This is a genomic window from Paenibacillus sp. QJM3NY_38, assembly GCF_056173265.1.
The window spans coordinates 3,121,828-3,142,355 of the sequence record NZ_CM149665.1 but is presented as its reverse complement, the minus strand read 5'-3'; the positions used below and the strand labels follow the sequence as shown (position 1 = coordinate 3,142,355).

The window sequence follows — 20,528 nt, the reverse complement described above, 5'->3', positions numbered from 1 at the left end:
GCTTCTGAAACCATGCGATATTAAATTAGAAAAACAAGCGGAGCCCCACCAAAGTCAGGATCCCGACAATGACGGTGGCAAACAGGCTTTTTGTGAGAAAAGCGGTTAGGAAAGCGGGCACGGCTGCAATCAATTCTAGTGAATGCCCCCCTGGATCTACACGTCCATCCGATAACAGCAGCTCCTGAGCTAGCAGTGCTCCCATGACGGCAATCGGGACATGATCTAACCACCGGATCATCGTCTCGGGAATGCGGAGCTTGCTCAGGATCATAAGCGGCAGAACCCTTGGAATAAGGGTTACGACAGCACAACCGATAATCAATATAGCGATAGGCCATCTTATTTCCATCGTTCGATCACCATCCCTGCAGTAGCCGCAACCACAATCGCGACTATGACCGCCGCGCTTCCCGGCATAATTGTACTGACAGCTACCACGGAAACGGCGGCAGTCATAACCACCATGAAATCCAGTTTATACTTCTTCCGGCTGATCCATTGCAGAGCCAGCAATCCGATAAACATCCCCGGCAATGCAAAATCAAGGCCAAACTTCTCCGGCTCGGGAATCCACTCGCCGACTAAACCGCCTGCTACATTGGCTGCGCACCAGAACAGATACGCCGTAATATTCAGGCCGACCATCCATTTATAGCCGAGTTTTTTCTGCTCGGTGGCCTTGGCTGCCGCTACACCAAATGTCTCGTCGGTTAACAGGGAACCGATGAAGAAGCTTTTGCCCGAAGAAAGACCTTTAAAGTAAGGAGCAAGCGCTGCGCTTAACAGCAGATGCCTCGCATTCACGAAAAATATCGTAACTATGATCGATAGGATCGGGCTAGCAGCCGCTATCATCCCTGCCGCAATAAATTGCCCGGAGCCCGCATAGAGCAGCAGCGAAATGAGCGCGATTTCGAGCAGGGTGAAACCTGCGGTGCGCTCGACAACACCTGCCGCAAAACCGATGCTTAAGTAGCCCAGGAGGGTTGGAATACAATCTTTGAAGCCTTGAAGATAGGTGTTTCCCTGGCTCCCCTCCATACTAGCGGAGAGCCGTTCTGACTTGATGCTCATCTGTGTTCGATTCCTCTCTCACTCTACAATTCTATTTTTAATTACTATGAATTCTTCCCGCCGCCTTGTCAACGCTGTTACACCATTTCCCATCAAAAAAAGCGCCCCAGGAATGCTGCTCATTCGCCAGGAACGCTTTTTCATTCAGTTTATTTAGCTGCTTAAGGCTTTAAAATGACTTTGATACAGCCATCCTTCCGCTCATTGAAGATATCGTAGCCATGGGCAGCCCTCTCCAGCGGAAGCCGGTGTGTGATGATATCCGAAGGGTCCACAGTTCCTTCTTTCAACATTTGATAAAGGCGCGGCATGTAATGAATGACCGGTGCCAGCCCCATTTTTAACGTTATGTTGCGTTCGAACAGTTCTCCAAGCGGAAAGGCACTATAAACAAGCCCGTATACGCCGGTTAGCTGGATGGTCCCGTATTTGCGAACCATAGACACAGCCATGCGGAAAGCACCCAAGGAGCCTCCCTGCAGCTTCAGCATGCTGCCCAGCATTTCAGCAGGGGTCCGTTTGGCATCCAGACCAACACAATCAATGACAACATCTGCGCCGCCCTTGGTGATCTCTCGGATATAACTCTCCATTTCGGGGATCTTCTCAAAATTGTAGGTTTCCACGTGATTGGTTCGTTTCGCATGCGCGAGCCTGTAATCCACATGATCAATTGCAATCACCCGCTTCGCGCCCTTTAACCAGGCAAACTTTTGCGTTAGCAGTCCAATGGGACCACAGCCCAGAACAACCACGACATCGCCTGGTTTAACCCCTCCGTTCTCCACGCTCCAGATGGCTGTGGGCAGCGCATCGGATAGCATGAGCAGCTTCTCATCTTCCATCTCGGCGCTCTCAGGTATAACAAAGGGCATGGAATTTCCGTAAGGAACCCGCAAAAGCTCTGCTTGCGCACCTTGAAAACCGCCGTACGCATCACTATATCCAAAAAAACCGCCGGTATTCTTGCCCACATTCGCATAATCGCATTGGCTCTCCATGTGATTCTGACAAAACAGGCATTTTCCGCAAGATACAATAAAAGGAATGATCACACGGTCTCCCACTTTGACCCTGCTTACTTCAGGACCTGCGTCCACCACGATTCCCATCGGCTCATGGCCGATAATGTAATCATCGTTCAGCTGTTTTAATCCACCGTTGTATAAATGCAAATCCGATCCGCAGATGGCCGTGGTGGTGACTCGAATCAGGACATCGTCGCTGTGCTGTAGAACGGCGTCCTTCATATCCTTTACCTGGATCCGATGTCTGCCTTGATAAGTGACTGCTTTCACACTCGAAACCCCTTCTAGAGTCGATATCCATTTTTGTAAGGATTTGACTTTTTAGGTTCAGTGTGCGCCATTTCAACCAGAACTACTCCGGCAAAGCAAAAATAAAGCGAAGTTCACCCCAGCGCTTCGGGTTGAAGGTCTACAGGCTGCTTTTTCGATTTCCCGACTTTCAAGAATAATACCAGCCCTAACAGCACGAGCGCCCCCCCTGCCGCCTGCAGGGAGTTCATCGACTCATTCAGCAGGAGAAAAGCCAGTAAACTCGCTCCAACCGGCTCTCCAAGAACGCTCATCGATACGGTGGAGGCTGTGGCATACTTCATCAGCCAATTGAATAATAGATGGCCGAATACCGTTGGCACGACAGCCAATAAAGCAAATATTCCCCACTCTCGTCCGGAATACCCCGTCATCGGAATGTTCATTCCCACGTTATACACCGCCAGTACGGAGGCCGCTACTGCAAAGACAAGCCAGCTGTATAAGAATGAAGGCAGACGCCGCAGCAGCAATTGACCCAGGAGCATATGCACGGCGACCGCAGCCGTCCCCAGCAGAGACATGATATCACCAGTCAAATGCCCCTTGCTCCCACTGAGTCCGCTGCTCCCAATGAGAAGGAATACGCCGAGGAAAGCGATCGCCATGCCGCCGATTGCCGCCAGCGATGTTTTCTCCTTAAACCAGAAGTAAGCACCTATCATCACAAACACCGGCTGAAGGGCAAGGATAATTGTGGAGCTGGCTACACTCGTCCACTTCAAGGAGCCCATCCATAACAAAAAGTGCAGGGCCAGCATCGAACCGGATAGAAGAAGCAGCAGCAGTTCAGAACGCTTCAACGATTTGATAGCCGGCGCATATTTGCCCGTGAAGGGCAGCATGATCAGGAACGTAATCACCAGTCTGTACATCGCTTGAATGGATACGGGACTGGTAGACCATTTGACGAATATGGAGGAAAAAGAAATAGCGATGATGCCGATAAACAGAGGGATAAATACAGGGATCGGTGCTCGGTTCGAATTCATGATGGTTAAATGATTCACCTTTCGTGTTATATTAGAGAATGATTTCAAAATTAAACTTTCGGAAAAGGATAATTGGCATGAAAAAGAAAGACCTTCGCAACCAAATGACCCCTCCCAAATTTCTGGCAATCGGCTTTGCTTCGATTACACTGATTGGGACGTTCCTGCTCAAACTTCCCATTGCTACGGCGGACGGAACTTCTACCCCAATCGTAGATGCTCTCTTCACAGCGGTTTCCGCCATCAGTGTAACGGGTTTAACCGTTGTGGATACAGGTACCCATTGGTCCATATTTGGACAAATTGTCATGCTCATGCTCGTTCAGCTTGGCGGATTGGGCTTTATGACCTCAGCCACCTGGATTGCATTGATGTTCAACCGCAGAATCTCGCTTCGGGAGCGCATGATCCTTCAGGAAGCAATGGGACAATACCAAATTCAAGGGATTGTAGACCTCATCCGAAGAGTGCTCGTCTATACGCTGATCATAGAAGGGGCAGGCGCATTATTGCTGACGCTCAGGTTCTCTGCCATCATGCCGCTTTCCGATGCGGCTTACTTCGGCATATTCCAGAGTATTTCCATTTTCAACAATGCAGGCTTTGACCTCTTTGGCCAAATTCACGGACCCTTCTCAGGATTTGCAACCTATGTAGCGGATCCTTTTATCAATATTATTCTCATGCTTTTGATCTTCCTTGGAGGAGTCGGCTTTATCGTCATTTTTGATCTTATTGAATATCCGAAATGCAAGAAACTGTCTCTTCACTCCAAGGTTGTATTAACCGTAACGTCACTATTAATCGTAATTGGGGCTGTCATGATCTTTATTCTGGAGCATGGCAATCCCAAAACATTAGGGCCGCTTTCATACCCTGTAAAAATCATGGCTTCCTTATTCCAATCGATCACTCCCCGTTCCGGTGGCGTCAGCACCTTGGATATCGCGAGTCTGGAGCAATCCTCCCAGTTCTTCATGATTCTCCTGATGTTCATCGGGGCAGCTCCCGGATCAACGGGAGGCGGAATTAAGGTGACTACTTTCGCCGTACTCATCGGTGCCGTCGTTACGATGATCCAGGGAAAACGGGATGTTGTTCTCTATCGCAATCGAATCTCCCAAGCCCTGGTTTACCGTTCCATTACACTAACGATTCTATCGTTGCTGCTATTGGTGGGAGCTTCCATGTTTCTGTCCATTACGGAATCTGGCGAATTCTTAAGAATTCTGTTCGAAGCCGTATCCGCGTTCGGTACAGCCGGGTTATCCATGGGACTTACAACCGAGCTGTCCGGGGTTGGCAAGGTGACCATTGCCTTGCTCATGTTCCTTGGCCGGTTAGGTCCGCTAACCCTTGCTTATGCGCTGAGTCGCAAGAATAATAAAGAACTGTACCGCCATCCGGAAGGCCGGATTACGATTGGTTAAGTTATACTTCTCCCCTGTCGGAACATTTCTTGCGATTATCGAATGTGTTCAGCTTACCTGAAAGCTTATACAATCTTAAACAAACCGTACACTTCCCCCTTCCATGGGAGGCGTACGGTTTGTTTCATTGGAATACATATCCAAAATCGACTTATTCGCCGAACTCACTGGCATCGATGGCAGCATCCAGCAAGTCATCAAACAATTCGTTGTCGGCTTCAATCCGCTCGTCAATCTGAAGAAACTGCTCCTCGATTCCAGGCTCGCCAGCGAAGTTCAAGCTGTAGTCCCAGTCCCGGCCATTCTTGCTCAGGAAAGTGATCTCGTAGGCTGATGCATGTCCATCTATAGAAAATACGGTATATCCTACGAACTGATCGCTATCATCCCGCTTCATATCCGCACGCTCGATTCGGACTTCTGACACGTTTTCACGCTCCTTCTTTACGTTGTAAAGCACTCACAAGACTCAGTATATCACTTTTCCTGGCAGCTGATTATTGTTTTTCTTATACGCCTTGATCTAGTATAATATGGGTTGGTAAATTAAATTGCATTGGAGGGTACCAAATGTCCGATTTCAATACATACTTGGACAAATATGCCGAGTTGGCTGTAAAGGTTGGAGTTAACATACAAGAAGGACAAACCTTAGTGGTTCATGCTCCTGTGGATTCCGCCGAATTTACTCGCTTGATTGCCAAAAAGGCATACGAAGCGGGTGCCCGCCTGGTTAAGATCCTGTGGACCGACGAAACGATAACAAGACTTCAATTCGAAAAAGCTGCGGATGACGTCTTTACCGAGGCGCCGAAATGGTATGCCGGCGAAATGACGGAATTGGTGGAGAACGGCGCAGCCATTCTGCACGTCCTTGCCGAAAATCCCGACCTGCTCAGCGGCATTGATTCCGAGCGTATCGGAAACTTCTATAAAGCGCGCGGTGAAGCATTGAAGACCTATCGCGCTTATCAGCAGTCCGACAAGTTTAGCTGGTGTCTGATCGCTGTGCCTTCAGCAGCTTGGGCAGCCAAGGTGTTCCCGGATGTGCCGGAATCCGAACAAGTCGGCAAATTGTGGGATGCCATCTTCCACACCGTGAGTGTGGATCAGGATAACCCGGTTGAAGCCTGGAACAAGCACCTCGAAGTGCTTGAAGCGAAATCCACCGTATTGAACGCTAAGAAATACAAGAAACTCCACTATATCGCACCGGGAACCGATCTTACCATCGAGCTGCCGGAAGGGCATATTTGGGCGCAAGGCGACAGCATCAACGAACGCGGACATTCCTTTGTGGCTAACATGCCAACAGAAGAGGTATTTACCGCTCCGCTCAAAACAGGCGTCAACGGAACCGTACACAGTACGAAGCCTTTGAGTTATGCCGGAAACATCGTGAACAATTTCTCCCTTACTTTTGAAGAAGGTAAAGTGGTCAGCTTCACGGCAGAGCAAGGTTATGAAACCCTTGAGCGTCTCCTGAACATGGATGAAGGTGCCCGTTATCTTGGAGAAGTGGCGCTGGTGCCGCATCAATCCCCGATCTCGGAGTCCAACATCCTGTATTACAATACGTTGTTTGATGAGAATGCCTCCAACCACCTTGCACTCGGCAGCGCTTATGCTTTCTGCTTGGAAGGCGGAAAAGATATGAATCAGGAGCAATTGATTCAAAGCGGTCTCAATACGAGTGTAACCCATGTTGATTTCATGATCGGCTCCGGCGACATGGATATTTACGGAGTGACGGCGGATGGCAAGGAAGAACCGGTATTCCTGAAAGGAAACTGGGCATTTTAAGAAACGGGACAGCATAAAGCAGCTATTTCATATGAAGTAGCTGCTTTCTTGAACTTTTCCGGCCTTTAATTGACCTGAGGTTGATTTACAAACGGAAAAATTGTGTCATAATCAAGAAAGCGCATCAAATTACTTATTGATAGCATAAAAGAAATGGAGGGGCTGTCATGTCCAGCTTTGAACAAAAAATGGAACGCTACGCGGAGCTTGCAGTCAAGGTGGGTGCTAATGTGCAGCCGGGACAAACGCTGGTCGTTAACGCGATGATCGATGCTGCACCGTTGGTGCGTCTTATCGTGAAGAAAGCTTATGAAACGGGTGCCAAGCAAGTAAAGGTGAACTATAGTGATGAGGTTGTGAACCGGATAAGGTACGATCTGGCACCAGACGAAGCTTTTCTGGAGCCGCCGACACATTATGCGGAGGAAGTAACCGAGCTTGCCGAGCAAGGGGCTGCTTTCTTGACCATTCTCTCCTCGAACCCTGATCTGCTTAAAGGCGTTGATCCGGAGCGTATTTCCAATTACCAGCGTACATATGGCGCCGCTATGGCGAAATACCGGCAATATCAGCAAGCCGATAAAATGAGCTGGACCGGAATTGCCTATGCTTCCCCTGATTGGGCTGCCAAGGTGTTCCCTGACGTTCCGGCCGAGCAGCAGGTGGATAAAATGTGGGATGCGATATTCCACGCGGTCCGCGCGGATCTCGATGATCCCATTGGTGCATGGGAAGAGCATATCACGACCCTCCAGCACAAATCGGATGAGCTCAATGCCAAGAAATATCATAAGCTCCGCTTCACTTCACCAGGGACGGATCTTACGATCGAGCTTCCGGAGGGACATATCTGGGCCCAAGCGGGCAGTCACAACGAGAAGGGCGAGCGTTTCGTTGCCAACATTCCGACGGAGGAAGTGTTCACCGCTCCGCTCAAAACCGGTGTGAACGGCACCGTACGCAGCACGAAGCCTTTGAGCTACGGCGGCAACATCATCGACAATTTCTCGATCACGTTCGAAAATGGCCGCATCGTCGATTTCTCCGCGGAACAAGGCGAAGATACCTTAACCCGCCTGATCTCCATGGATGAAGGCTCGCATTATCTTGGCGAGGTTGCCCTTGTTCCTTATCGCTCCCCGATCTCGGAAAGCGGTATTTTGTATTACAACACACTGTTTGACGAAAATGCCTCCTGTCACCTGGCCATCGGCAGCGCGTATGCCTTTAACCTTGAGGGCGGCAAGACCATGACGTCCGAACAGCTTCAAGCTAGCGGTCTGAACACCAGCATTACCCACGTTGACTTCATGATGGGCTCCAAAGAGCTTAATATTACCGGAATCACTCATGATGGCACGGAGGAGCCTGTATTCATCGATGGCAATTGGGCCTAAACCGCTACAATTTCGTTATCTGCTGGATAAGCACATCCGATAATAAGATCGGAAATATGCAACAGAGCAGTCTTTTAATCAGAGGCTGCTCTGTTTTTTTCATAATGGACCTTCTAGCCCCTTCCCTTCCCGATGCAACATCAACCCTATTTCGATTAATACCGATAGAATCCCGAGCATATGATGAAGAGATGGACGCGTATCTAAGATTGCCATGTAAACTCATACGCTAATGTGCTTCAACCACATGACTTCATAAGAATCTACCCGTTCCCGGGAGCAGTCTTTAGAGTCGGCTGTTATTAGAATTAATAGGGCTTTTTCACCCGATATGTTGTAAAATGATGAGAGAAATAGGATGGTTACACCAGAGAGGGGATTATCGCGTGTCCAACCGATTACAGCTCCTCCTTGCAGCAGATTTCGCTGATCTGAGCGAACCTATTCAGGAAGAAGTCTATTATGAATTTTATGACCTCGTTTATGGACAGATACTGTATGTCGTACGGGATCATGCTGCTGTTGAGGATATCATTCAGGAGTCCTTTATAAAAGTGATTACAAGTAAGCCGAATTTTGAAACCGAAAACAAGATGCGGGGATGGCTCCGTGTCGTCGCCAAAAACTCAACCATGAATTATTTAAGAAAAAATAAAAAATACCGTAACCAAGTGGATGTCGAGAGTGTTTTTATTAATGAAGACGACGTGGTAGTTTCTTCCACGAACGTCGAACATCAGGTGGAGTCAAATATGCTGGAGGAATCCATCGAGCATTATCTCGACCAATTGAAGCCTGAATACAAGCTATTGATTGAGTACCGTTGGAAGCATAGTCTGACGTACAAGGAAATCGCGGAGCTGCTGAATACTCGCGAAGAGATCGTGAAGCAGCGCTTGTTCCGAGCCAGAGAATCCGTAAAGAAAATGCTGTATAGAGAGTGGGGTGAATTGGATGAGCAACGAAAAATACGATGATTGGTTTGATGAGGCCTTTGATGAAGCCTTTGATCGTGCAGCTTCACGTTCCTCACTCCCTACTGACATTGAATCCAAACGACAATCCTGGCAGCAGGTTCAGCAGCAAATCAAACAGGTACACAAAAAGAAACAGCGTCGACGCAATTTTCAGTTAGCCGGAGTCATCGCAGCATCGATGGCCTTTGGTGCATTGATATTCTCTCCTTCCACTGTAACTCAAGCGGTAACACCGGTTTATCAGGAGATCAAGGATTGGGGAAATGGTGTGGTGACCCAAATTTTCGGTATGCGAGAGCCTGTTGATAAGAGCAAGGCATTAACGGCTCCCCCACCGGAGCAGGGAATAGAGCCCGAAGGGTATGTACCGCCAGCTCAATTAGTGGAAACCGAATATATTACTTTCACAGATAAGGATGAATCTCTGACAGAATCGCAAAAACGCGCACCATTTAAAATACCAAAAATCAATTATCTTCCGGAAGATTACAAATTCTATGAGGCTACAGCATTAATAACGGATGAAAATCCGGCTTTTGAAGAGCTTCATCTTCATTATAAAAATTCGGAAGAAAAGTTTTTCCATATACATCTTATCGGGATGACACTTGGTAAAATGATCAATCTCAATGGGGATATTAAGAAGACGATTATTCTTGAATCCGGAGCAAAAGCCTATTTAACCGAGACTAACCTTCGCTTCTTATACGATAATGATCAAGTGATTGTATCCATTAGCGGCTTCTTCACAGAAGAAGAATTCATAAAAATTGCAAACAGCGTACAATGATTTTTTAGATGATCTAAAAAAAGAACAGGCTGTTCCCAATAAAATGGTTGAAGAAAGGCTCAAGGGCTGGTCTTCGACCTTTTTGTTCCATGGCTGCCCACACAGATCAGCAGATGATGGGCCAGCGATGGGTAAAACGATTCCTGTACGGAGCGGCTTACGATGCAAAAAAAGAGGGTGCCCTGCAAGATCTAGGATCTTGCGAGGCACTCCCTTCATAAATCCACATTCGTATTATTGTGCCACCAATATCGAGCTCGTGTGATAAGTTCCTTCTTCATATGTACCGCTTTCTTTGACCCAGTGAATCGTCTTGGCCCGATAATAATAACCCGTCTGCACACTAAAAGTTTTGCTTCCGCTCAGAGAGGCCCTACTTGTTCCGTTATCGTATGAAGCTCCCGAATCAACCCAAGCGGAGCCAGTCCAGCGTTGAAGAACATAATTGATTCCCAGAGAATCTACAGCTTGAGAAGCACTGGTAGTGGCGCTAATCCCTACTTGAGTACTGCTTACTTTCCCTATCGAAGAAAAATAATCCATCAAATATTTATTGGCTAACGTGTTGAGAGAAGAATTCAGGTTCATTTCCACCGGAGGCGGAGTCGTTAACGCACCGGGTGCAATGTCTGTAGCCGAATCCGCGTAAGCCCCTCCTGCCAGAGATAAACTTAATAGAACACTGACTGCAACCGCTGAAGCTATACGTTTAGGACTGCGTACTTTTGACATCATATCACCTTTCTTTCAATGTAATAGGAACATCCATATTTTAACACGCAGTGACAGAACAAAAGTATCTAATTCTTCATGGATTGATATATTTTTTGAAACTTTTCTGCAAATAAAAAGAAGCCTCGACATATTATGTCGAGGCTTCTTCTAATTTCCAGTTTACGCACCTGCTTCTTCCTGAATCAGCTGCTGCTGCTGCCTGATCAGACGAATCCGCGAAATCCGTTTATTCTCGGTCTCCTCAATCACAAAGCGATAATCCTCATACATGACAGATTGACCTTTGTGTGGGAGCAGCACCTCAAGACGCGAGGACAGCCATCCACCGATCGTATCATAGTCTTCTGTATCCACGTTCAGACCAAATTGGTCATTAATTTCATCGATCAGCATCAATCCATCAATGGAGTATTCATCCTCCCCCACCTTTTCAATGCCCGGACGCTCTTCGTCAAACTCATCTTGAATTTCACCGACGATTTCTTCCATGATGTCCTCCAGGGTTACGAGTCCTGAAGTCCCGCCGTATTCATCAATTAGAATGGCAATTTGCGTCTTGCTCCGCTGCATTCTTCGCAGCAGATCGCTGATCTTGATCGACTCAGGAACAGCAATGATCGGGCGAATCAAGGAAAGCTGGTCGCGAACGAAGCCGCGCATCAGATCTTTAATGTGAATAAAGCCAATGATATGATCCTTGTCTTCGTCACAAATCGGATAACGGGTTCGCATCCCCTCGCTTGCGATCTTTAGATTTTCTTCCAATGAAAGATTGTTGTATAAGCAGATCATTTCTGTTCTTGGGATCATGATCTCCCTTGCTGTCGTATCAGCAAATTCAAAAATGTTGTCTACCAACACCATATCCGTACTATCCATCAGGCCGCTCTCACTGCTCTCTTTCATCATATCCCGCAGTTCTTCCTCGGTATGAACATTCCGTTCAACCACCGGTTGCATCCGGAATAGACGGAGAACATTATTGGAGAGCCCATTGGCAAACCAGATAAACGGGAACATCATCGTGTAAAACACCCGCAGTGGGCCTGCTGATAGCAGCGCAATTTGTTCCGCCTTACGAACAGCCACCGTCTTGGGCGCCAATGCACCAAATACAATGTGCATAAGTGCAATCAGGATGAAGGCAATTACCAAGGACACGGCATGAACGGCTGTATTGCTCCAGCCTATGCCATGAAACCAAGGCGTAATCATGGCGGATATCGTTCTTTCGCCAATCCATCCGAGTCCAATGGACACGATGGTAATACCAAACTGGCATGCGGATATATATCCGTCCAGGTTCTTCAGTATGTTCTGCGCAAATTTTGCACGTCTATGTCCTTCTTCGGCCAGAGCGTCAATACGGCTGCTTTTCACTTTAACGAAAGCTAATTCAGCCGATACAAAAAATCCATTTAACAGGACGAGAATCAATACCAAGGTTAAACTTATCAAACTCGGTAAGGGGTCACTCAATCGATCTCCTACCCGCCATACAGCATGCTATGACGAATAGGAACACCTCCTTCGATTATTAAAAATGTGTGGTGCCATCAAGCATAACAGCGTGTTCGGACTACGCATCAACTTCCCAATGGTCTCATCTCCTTGTCTTATTCCGACTTAATCAAGCTATATAAGTAATTATATAGTACTACGATACACAGTCAAACGTTGTCTTATGACATTAATCAGCGTTGTTATAAGCTTTAATTTGATTCTCAGCCGTTAGCACTCGTTTTTCAATGAATTGATATATTCTATGAATAAACATTCAAAATGTTAATAGAATACGATGAATCCGCACGCGTTGGATGGAATAAATCGCATGACATTGAATATTTCAAAGTATAACATAAAGAAATAACCCTCGTTTACGCCTGAGTAAACGAGGGTTTTTTATGCAATCGGATCGATTATCTAGCCGTTGGTGGCGGATTGCCGATAACACCTGGATATTGATAATGAAGCGGCTCGTCGAACACGACATAATCCAGGTTTACCATCAGCAGGATGATACGGCGGCCTGTCGACCGTTCGCTGATAATGATATGATCGCGTCCAGCAGCTTCGACCACACCTGTGAACACCTTGGCATTCCATTGCGAATTGTTTTCATATGTCATGTAGAAGGTTCCCTGTTTGCCCAGATTCAGTCGTAGAATATTCTCTACATAGGATTGTTCGAATTGCGGGGCGGGAACAACGGTGCCTCCTGGAGTCATTGGGCTTCCGCTAGGCACCTGCGGTGGAACGTTCGCCGTATAACCAGCCGTCCCGCGGTTCGGCACTCCCGGATAACGGACTCCATTCATGAAGTTCACAGGTGGCACACCTTGATTGTACATAAGTAATTTCCTCCTTTAATTTATAACTCCCGCCTAAGCGGTTGTATAACATGAATCAAAAAACGGACGGGCAATCGGCATATGTCGGGGTGAAGAAACAGTGTGCTTTGAATCGGCCTGTGTTCTGCTGATTGTACCAGGTTGCCGGGCAATCTCCTGCCGGGCGGAAAAACCACAGCGCGTTGCTAGCCGGCCATATGCGTTCCCCATTAATCAATCTTCGGGCAAGCTGACGGTCCCGATCCCTGGCTCGTTGATAAAAATAGCCTTTCTGTGTTGCTTCAAAACCACCCGGGCTCTGAAAAACCATATCGTTCATGTTGCGGATGTTTCGAAAATCCAGGCAGTTGCCCAATATCCGGTTCACCCCGACATTCCCGACCATGAGCATGCCCTGCTCGCCTTCGCCTTCTGCCTCTGCGCGGATCAATCTTGCCAGAAGATCCACATCATTCGAATTCGCTTTGATGACTGCCACAGAGTTCCCCTCGCTTCCTTAAGATCACTTTGTATTTGTATGTGCATTCGCCCATAAATGTGACTATGTGAAGAGAAAAAAAGTTCCTTACCGCGGTCTATCGCGGTAAGGAACTTTACGCTTCTTGTTTCTATTCATGACTGCACAGCATGATCGGAATAAACATATCTGAACGTATACTCTCCTGAGCCCGCTTGAATCACAACACCCGCTTCACCATAACGTGCAGATTGAATCCCTCTCGCTTCGTCTAGAGGTATCGCCTCTCCTTCTGTAACGCTTGAAGCATTAAAAACGCCTGGCAGTCGGATCTCCGCTGTTGTATTAGGCGGGATGGTTACCTCTAATTGAAACTCTCCACGACTTTCCAATCTCCAACTTGACCGGACGGATCCGTACAGCGTATCGATCACGCCTTCAGCCCATGTCAATCCTTCGCCCGGCACGGGCGCAATCACGATATGCTTATAACCCGGCGCTTCCTCCACGGTTTGTATGCCGGCAACCGTACGATACAGCCACTCGCCAATGGCTCCGTAAGCATAATGATTAAATGAATTCATATCCCGGCTCCAGAAGCTGCCATCTTCCTTAATACCGTCCCAATGCTCCCATATCGTGGTGGCGCCTTTCGTAACCGGGTACAGCCAAGAAGGATAATCCCGCTGCAGCAACAGCTTATAGGCCGCGTCATGCATGCCATGCTGACTCAATACATGGTTAATATAGGGTGTTCCCACAAAGCCTGTCGTTAGATGAAATCTACTCTCCTCCAGCAGCGAATAGAGACGTTTCGCTGCTCGTTTTTCCGCTTCTTCATCCAGCAGCCCAAACATGAGCGCAAGCACATGCGCGGTCTGAGTCGAAGCCGCTAGCCTTCCTGACGGGGTCACGAATTCGTTGCGAAATGCAGCGACCACCTTTTCTTTAAGCTCCGTATACAGGGCGGCATCTTTTTCCTGCCCCAATACGATCGCCGTTTTCCTAAGCAGATCTACCAAATAACAATAAAATGCCGACGCTATGATATCCCGCTCTGTAGCACCCACATAGTCGCCGGATTTCGCATCAAGTCCCAGCCAGTCCCCAAAATGAAAGCCGGTATTCCACAAATACTCATTCTCTCCCTGAGCCTGAATATAGGAGACCCAGCTCTTCATGCTCTCATATTGACGTTCCAATATCCGCTTGTCGCCATAACTGACATATACCGTCCACGGACATATGACCGCTGCATCTCCCCATGCAGCCGAAGCATAGGCTTCATCGCCAAGCACATGAGGGACAACGAAAGGCACTGCCCCGTCGCCACGCTGCTCTGCAGCCAGATCGGATAACCACTTGGTGAAGAAAGGAGCCACGTTCGCTAGATAGGCCGCCGTCCCAATAAACATCTGTGCATCTCCCGTCCAGCCAAGCCGCTCGTCACGCTGGGGACAATCCGTGGGCACATCCAGGAAATTCCCCTTGAGCCCCCATCGAATATTGCTCTGCAATTGATTAACCATGGGATCTGAGCATTGAAAAGTTCCGGTTTCTTCAAAGTCCGAATGGAGCACAACTGCTTCGAAAACCCCACGGTTCAGCTGCTCCACCGTGAAACCGTCTAAGCGGACATACCGGAAGCCTTGGAACGTAAACCGTGGCTCATAGGTTTCTTGTCCTCCACCTTTTAACGTATACTGAATGGTTTGTTTAGCGGTCCGGAGGTTCTCCGTATACAAGTTCCCCTCGGCATCCAGTATCTCCGCATGCTGCAGCGTCACGATAGCACCCTTCGCGCCGGACACGCTAAACCGGACCCAGCCCACCAGGTTCTGTCCGAAATCGATGACGGTTTCACCTTTGGGTGTAATCAGACATTCAACGGGCTGCACCTTTTGGATGGCTCTTACGGGCTCGTTAATCTGAGGCTTCAGCATGTCAAACCCGTGATCGATCGTTTCGACACCATGCCAATCATTTGAGTTAAAATCTCCTGAGCTGAAGCCTTCCAACTCCAACCGGGCATCGTAGGTTTCACCATGATAGAGTTCTGACATCGTGATCGGGCCTTTGGCCGACCGCCAGCTTGAATCGGTTGCAATGACTTCTTCGCTCCCGTCTGCATACGTAATATGCAGCTCCAGCAAAAGGGCTAATCGATCCCCATAGATTGCGCTCCGTTCTTCCCATCCCAATTGTCCCCTGTACCATCCATTTCCGAGCCAAGCGCCGATTCCGTTTAGGCCAGCGTTCAGCATATCCGTCACGTCATAACTTTGCGTCTGTATCGCATGTTCATAACTCGTCCATCCGGGTGTGAAATAACAATCTCCCACCCGCTGCCCGTTCAGTTCCAGTTCATAAAGGCCTAAGGCCGAGGCGTATATTCTCGCCTTCGCAATGGGCGACTTCAAGCTGAAGCTCTTGCGAAGGAGCGGTAGATGAGCAGACTCGGCTGGCAGCAAAGATCTAGGTGCCGTTATCCATTCCCCTATCCATTTCTCTCCCAGCAGTTTACCCGTCTCCCAATAGGCTGCATCCGACCATTCCGATACCTCCCCGGCTTGATTCCAGACGCGGACTCGATAGATATAGCGCTTACAAGACGATACGCTCCATTCGCTTAATTCCACATGAACCGATTGCGAAGAAGCTACTATCCCTGAAGTCCAAAAGGGCACAGCAAAACGATCATCATTCGAAACCTCAATCTCATAGGCCGTTTGCCTGAATGCTCTTTCGTCCGACACCAGCTTCCAACTTAAACGCGGATGCTTCTCGCCGATTCCTATCGGATTATGCTGATACTCACATCGTAAATCCGTAACGCTGAACATAGGCTATCCCTCCGTTCACCTTCATTATAGGTTATTGCCACAATCAAGTTTTATAGGCCGCAACTCGGATGTGCGCTTCCCTAACCGTGCATGTTTCAACTATTATTATAAGTGAACCTGAACGTGGAATTATGGGGATATCGGACAACAATATGAGGCATAACGGACATTCTTTCCCTATTAACGACAAGGAGAATGATGATGAAGCGACCCATGGAAACCTATTATGGAGATACCTTTTTCCAGGATGACACCTTGATGTATGTGAATCGAAACGCGGAGAATTTCACAGGCTCATACCATAACCATGATTTTCTGGAGATTGCTTATATTGCGGAGGGTGAAGGTTTTCATCACCTGGAGAACTCGGTACAGCGCGTACGCAAAGGTCAAATGTTCTATATCCCACTCGGAATATCTCATGTTTTCCGGCCCACTTCTGCAAACGGGAAGCCGCTCATCGTGAATAATTGCATTTTCTCTGTACAGCTGCTGCCCAAACTGATTGCTTTTACAACAGGTTCGGATACGGCTGCCTTTTTGAAAGGCATGGAAGATGGCTCCCTTGGATACCATGCGATTATGGACCGACATGATCGCTTCGAGAGGCTCTTTAGCTCCCTCTATGAACAAAATGCCATGCACGGCAGCGGTTCTGCCGTTTATCTGCACACGCTGCTGCTGCAGCTGATCATTGAGTTCAGCCGTGTCATTGAACATCCGCATACGATGCCTTCGGCGCCGCAGCACCATTCCTTTCAGGATGTCCTTCAATACGTGGAAGTGCAGTACATGCATGAGCTCACTTTGACGCAGCTTGCACATATCAGCGGATTCAGCGAGCGCCATTTGCAGCGGCTGTTCCGCCGATATACAGGCCAGAGCTGGCATCATTATTTGCAAACCGTACGGATTCGAATGAGCCGCGAGCTGCTGCGCACCACCTCGGACAAAATCAGTACGATTGCCGAGAAGGTCGGTTATAAGGATATGCATTCTTTTCACTCCGTGTTTAAACGAAATACAGGACTCACGCCTGGTCAATACCGGAGCGATGTTCAGCATTCATAAACGATGGGACTCTCCGGCAAATAATGAAAGCATGATGATCCTTATATCTCGGATTATCATGCTATAGAATGTACTTTGATGATTTCGATGAACGTTATTCATTTCCCTTGATAGAGCTTTTATCACGGAGGGAAGCCATTGAAATTACTGCGATTCCAATCAATAGAACGGAGCTCAGAATACCAACGACTTGAAATCCGGATGCAAATGCCGCTTGAGCTAACATTCGGATCTCATCGGCAAGCGCTGTAGGTAGCTGTTCCGCTGCATTCATAGCAGCAGCCAATGTATCACTGGCCGATTCTGCCGCTTCATTCGGAATACCGTCAGGAACATCCATCCGATTGCGATAAATGACTGTACCTATACTCCCCATCACAGCGATACCAAGTGCCATCCCAAGCTCGCCGCTTGTTTCCGACAAGGAAGATGCTGCTCCCGCCTTCTCTGGCGGTGCTGATCCGATAATTAGGTCCATGCTTAAGACTTGAAGAGGACCCACTCCCATCAGCAGAAGAACGCTGCCGAGGATGGGGATTAACATTCCCCATGACGTATCTGTCCATATGACCATGAGATAACCGACTGATGAAATCAATAAACCGGAGGCGATGAGATGTGATGAGGGAAACCTTCGTGCTAACATCGGCGCTGCCAATATACCAATAATGCTGCCGGCGGCATAAGGCATCATCCACAGACCTGCTTCCACCGGAGGAAGTCCTTCCACCATCTGCAAATACTGAGTAAACAGAAAGACAAATCCCCCACCGATCAACGAACCCATCAGCATCATTATGAGCGACCAGCTAAACCCACGGTATGCGAACAATCCCAAGTCGAGCAGCGGATCTTTCAGCCTTTTTTGCCGTCTGACAAACCAATAGCCGATACTGAGACCAATGATCGATAATAGCGCTGCTAGGAAACTGATTCCTTCCTTGGCCATGTCCTTAAGACCGTAAATCAAGGGAAGAAGCGAGCCAAACGACAATATAACGCTAATGGGGTCCAGCTTCTTGGATTCAGAATTGCGGTATTCAGGCAGGAGCCACGGCCCCGTCACAAGCAGGAGCAGCATGACGGGAACGCCAAGCAGGAATACCGAGCCCCACCAAAAATATTCAAGCAGTATTCCTCCCACGGCCGGGCCGATCACAGCTCCGCTTGAGAAGCAAACCATCCACACGCTAATAGCTGTCGCCCTTTGCTTTGAATCCTTAAACATATTACTGATCAGTGCAAGCGTAGATGGCATCAAGGTAGCGCCGGATATACCGAGCAGTGCACGGGTGACAATCAGCATGCCAGCACTGGTGGAGAACGCGGCCACGATCGAGGCAGCGCCAAATGCAAAGGCGCCAATTAGAAGTAGTTTTCTCCTTCCGATCCGATCACCGAGCGTCCCCATTGTAATCAAAAACCCGGCAATCATGAAGCCGTATATGTCAAGAATCCATAGCTGCTGCGCACTGCTCGGCTTAAGATCCGCAGCCAAATGCGGAAGAGCCAAATGCAGCATCGTGAAATCAAGGGCTAATAGCAATGTGGGCAAACTGAGCACCATCAGTCCGATCCACTCCCGCGGTCCCGCACGTGAAGCCCGTTCGTCATTCATGATCATTCCTCCTTCATTCTTTTCTTATCATTTGAAGTATTTTGCGTGCTCTTCCGCCCACTCGGCAAACGTTCTTGCAGGACGTCCTGTGATCTGTTCAACCTTTTGATTGACGGTATATGCTTCGATCGGTGGATTCTTGTACCAGTTGATGACGTAATCGATGACACCCTCATCGACTCCAAGTTCGGCCATTCGTTTACGCTCCTGTTCTTCGGTTAACTGAATAAACTTTACAGCTTTACCGATATAGTGACTAAGAATCTGCACCTTGTCAGGAACCGTTAGCGCCTCGGGACCGGTCAGGGGATAAATTTTGCCCACATGAACGTCCTCCGACAGGACCGCTGCAGCCACCCGTCCGATATCCTGCTCATGAATCGAAGCATTTAACGAATCACCAAACATATCGCGTACTACACCCTCTGTTCGTATCGATTCTCTCCAGTTCATAACATTGGACATGTAATCGACCGGCTGCAGCTGTGTCCATTCCAGATAACTCGATTCTAGTGCTTCCTCCACCGTCCCTTTCTTTCCGTCCCACAATACGCTGACGCGCTTTACTCCGGCAGCCTCCGCGATTCGAATAATCTCCTCCCCTGTCGTAAGCGGGACGTAGCCTGCTCCTGTCGTGATTAAATGGAGGCCGGTCACACCCCGTAAAGCTGGAACCAGCGAGTCGGGCTTACTCAGATCACCGGCAACCACTTCTACGCCAGCAGGTAATGTGGCTGATGCCGGATAGCGGCTGAGCGCCTTGACGCGATGTCCAGTCTTAAGCAGCTCATTTACCACCTGTCGACCAACTTTTCCTGTCGCACCTGTAACTAATATGGTCATTGTTTATTCCTCCTTTTTAGCCATTGACGGTGTACTTCTGTTTCCCTATAGTTCCATTTAAACGCAATTCCAGACCGGTTACGTCCAGCCCTGGTCTAAATCAGCCATACAAAAAAGGCCTTACCCGAAGATAAGACCTGTCACTACGACCATAGTCTGAGGGTTATGTGTCGAACCAATGGTTCCTTATCGCGTACAAGGCCGCCTGGGTGCGATCCTGCACCTCCATTTTTCCCAGAATATGCGTGATATGCGTCTTTACCGTTTTCTCGGTAATATGTAGTTCTGCGGCGATTTCTTTGTTACTCCTGCCAAGCGTAATCTGTTCAAGTACATGCTGCTCACGAATAGTCAGAATGTCGATGCCTTTAACAGGCTCGGTATCTGTCGCCACATGGGCAATTAATTGATTCGTTACCTGAGGATGAAGCATGCGATTTCCGTTTACAGCAGCGATGATGGTTTCGACCAGCACTTTAGGCTCGATGTCCTTCAGTTGATATCCAATAGCTCCCGCTTTAATCGCCGGCAGAACCGAATCCCGATCGGCAAAACTGGTAAGAATGATAACTTTCGTATGCGGAAACTTGTTTGTGATTCGCTTCGTGGCTTCGACTCCGTCCATCTCAGGCATCTTCAGATCCATCAGGACCACATCAGGCTGCAGCTTCTCTACCTTATCCAGAGCCTCTAGCCCGTTAAGAGCTTGATCTACGATTTCGATCATGGGCTGTGTCTGCAGAAAATAGCGCAACCCTCTTAATACAACGAGATGATCATCAACAATTAGCACTTTAATCTTCATAA

Annotated in this window: 19 protein-coding genes; 6 read left to right on the top strand and 13 right to left on the bottom strand. The window is 48.2% G+C overall.

Annotated elements, in window-relative coordinates; all coding sequences use genetic code 11:
• Positions 1-25: 25 nt before the first annotated feature.
• From AC0VZ8_RS14600 to AC0VZ8_RS14585, 4 genes are all read right to left on the bottom strand, one after another.
• Entirely contained in the window at positions 26-352 is a 327-nt protein-coding gene (locus tag AC0VZ8_RS14600; protein WP_071224345.1) for an AzlD domain-containing protein, read from the bottom strand.
• A complete protein-coding gene (locus AC0VZ8_RS14595) occupies positions 343-1,077 on the bottom strand; it encodes an AzlC family ABC transporter permease (RefSeq protein ID WP_475487324.1) in 735 nt (244 codons plus the stop codon). The genes AC0VZ8_RS14600 and AC0VZ8_RS14595 overlap by 10 nt, the downstream gene beginning before the upstream one ends.
• 161 nt (positions 1,078-1,238) lie before the next feature.
• On the bottom strand, positions 1,239-2,375 hold the full coding sequence (locus AC0VZ8_RS14590; RefSeq protein ID WP_475487323.1) for a zinc-dependent alcohol dehydrogenase: 1,137 nt from the start codon (positions 2,373-2,375) through the stop codon (positions 1,239-1,241).
• A 113-nt stretch (positions 2,376-2,488) separates the two neighbouring features.
• A complete protein-coding gene (locus AC0VZ8_RS14585; RefSeq protein ID WP_475487322.1) occupies positions 2,489-3,406 on the bottom strand; it encodes a DMT family transporter in 918 nt (305 codons plus the stop codon).
• A 77-nt stretch (positions 3,407-3,483) separates the two neighbouring features.
• Here AC0VZ8_RS14585 and AC0VZ8_RS14580 point away from each other — a divergent pair, with 77 nt between their 5' ends.
• On the top strand, positions 3,484-4,836 hold the full coding sequence (locus tag AC0VZ8_RS14580; RefSeq protein ID WP_475487321.1) for a TrkH family potassium uptake protein: 1,353 nt from the start codon (positions 3,484-3,486) through the stop codon (positions 4,834-4,836).
• A 151-nt stretch (positions 4,837-4,987) separates the two neighbouring features.
• On the opposite strand, the gene AC0VZ8_RS14575 is transcribed toward AC0VZ8_RS14580, so the two are convergent.
• Entirely contained in the window at positions 4,988-5,263 is a 276-nt protein-coding gene (locus tag AC0VZ8_RS14575; RefSeq protein WP_071224350.1) for a hypothetical protein, read from the bottom strand.
• A 143-nt stretch (positions 5,264-5,406) separates the two neighbouring features.
• On the opposite strand from AC0VZ8_RS14575, the gene AC0VZ8_RS14570 reads away from it, so the two are divergent.
• The 4 genes from AC0VZ8_RS14570 (at position 5,407) to AC0VZ8_RS14555 (ending at position 9,803) form a co-directional block, all read left to right on the top strand.
• Positions 5,407-6,639 carry an aminopeptidase gene (locus tag AC0VZ8_RS14570; RefSeq protein WP_475487320.1) on the top strand — a complete coding sequence of 411 codons (1,233 nt, stop codon included), beginning with the start codon at positions 5,407-5,409 and terminating at the stop codon, positions 6,637-6,639.
• A 167-nt stretch (positions 6,640-6,806) separates the two neighbouring features.
• Positions 6,807-8,036 (top strand): aminopeptidase, encoded by a 1,230-nt coding sequence (locus AC0VZ8_RS14565; protein ID WP_071224352.1) that lies wholly within the window; start codon positions 6,807-6,809, stop codon positions 8,034-8,036.
• A gap of 386 nt (positions 8,037-8,422) precedes the next feature.
• The gene (locus AC0VZ8_RS14560; protein WP_475487319.1) at positions 8,423-9,013 is read left to right on the top strand and encodes an RNA polymerase sigma factor; all 591 of its coding nucleotides are present in this window, start codon (positions 8,423-8,425) and stop codon (positions 9,011-9,013) included.
• Entirely contained in the window at positions 8,991-9,803 is an 813-nt protein-coding gene (locus AC0VZ8_RS14555) for a DUF4367 domain-containing protein (RefSeq protein WP_475487318.1), read from the top strand. Before AC0VZ8_RS14560 ends, AC0VZ8_RS14555 begins: the two co-directional genes overlap by 23 nt.
• Positions 9,804-10,037: 234 nt before the next feature.
• On the opposite strand, the gene AC0VZ8_RS14550 is transcribed toward AC0VZ8_RS14555, so the two are convergent.
• The 5 genes from AC0VZ8_RS14550 to AC0VZ8_RS14530 all read right to left on the bottom strand — a co-directional run bounded on the left by AC0VZ8_RS14550 (position 10,038) and on the right by AC0VZ8_RS14530 (position 16,189).
• On the bottom strand, positions 10,038-10,538 hold the full coding sequence (locus tag AC0VZ8_RS14550) for a hypothetical protein (RefSeq protein ID WP_235613281.1): 501 nt from the start codon (positions 10,536-10,538) through the stop codon (positions 10,038-10,040).
• A gap of 159 nt (positions 10,539-10,697) precedes the next feature.
• Entirely contained in the window at positions 10,698-12,017 is a 1,320-nt protein-coding gene (locus AC0VZ8_RS14545) for a hemolysin family protein (protein WP_194542126.1), read from the bottom strand.
• Positions 12,018-12,457: 440 nt separating this feature from the next.
• On the bottom strand, positions 12,458-12,856 hold the full coding sequence (gene gerQ, locus AC0VZ8_RS14540) for a spore coat protein GerQ (protein ID WP_397376706.1): 399 nt from the start codon (positions 12,854-12,856) through the stop codon (positions 12,458-12,460).
• Between the two features lie 88 nt (positions 12,857-12,944).
• Positions 12,945-13,367 carry a cell wall hydrolase gene (locus tag AC0VZ8_RS14535; protein WP_071224358.1) on the bottom strand — a complete coding sequence of 141 codons (423 nt, stop codon included), beginning with the start codon at positions 13,365-13,367 and terminating at the stop codon, positions 12,945-12,947.
• Positions 13,368-13,501: 134 nt separating this feature from the next.
• A complete protein-coding gene (locus tag AC0VZ8_RS14530) occupies positions 13,502-16,189 on the bottom strand; it encodes a family 78 glycoside hydrolase catalytic domain (RefSeq protein ID WP_475487317.1) in 2,688 nt (895 codons plus the stop codon).
• Positions 16,190-16,384: 195 nt separating this feature from the next.
• On the opposite strand from AC0VZ8_RS14530, the gene AC0VZ8_RS14525 reads away from it, so the two are divergent.
• A complete protein-coding gene (locus AC0VZ8_RS14525) occupies positions 16,385-17,260 on the top strand; it encodes a helix-turn-helix domain-containing protein (RefSeq protein WP_475487316.1) in 876 nt (291 codons plus the stop codon).
• A gap of 94 nt (positions 17,261-17,354) precedes the next feature.
• Here the strand turns inward: AC0VZ8_RS14525 and AC0VZ8_RS14520 are convergent, their stop codons facing one another.
• From AC0VZ8_RS14520 to AC0VZ8_RS14510, 3 genes are all read right to left on the bottom strand, one after another.
• Complete coding sequence (locus tag AC0VZ8_RS14520) at positions 17,355-18,878, bottom strand: MFS transporter (RefSeq protein WP_475487315.1); 1,524 nt, start codon at positions 18,876-18,878, stop codon at positions 17,355-17,357.
• Between the two features lie 27 nt (positions 18,879-18,905).
• A complete protein-coding gene (locus tag AC0VZ8_RS14515; protein WP_475487314.1) occupies positions 18,906-19,721 on the bottom strand; it encodes an NmrA family NAD(P)-binding protein in 816 nt (271 codons plus the stop codon).
• Between the two features lie 163 nt (positions 19,722-19,884).
• Positions 19,885-20,526, bottom strand: coding sequence for a response regulator (locus AC0VZ8_RS14510; protein WP_071224363.1), 642 nt, complete (start codon positions 20,524-20,526; stop codon positions 19,885-19,887).
• Between the last annotated feature and the right edge of the window lie 2 nt (positions 20,527-20,528).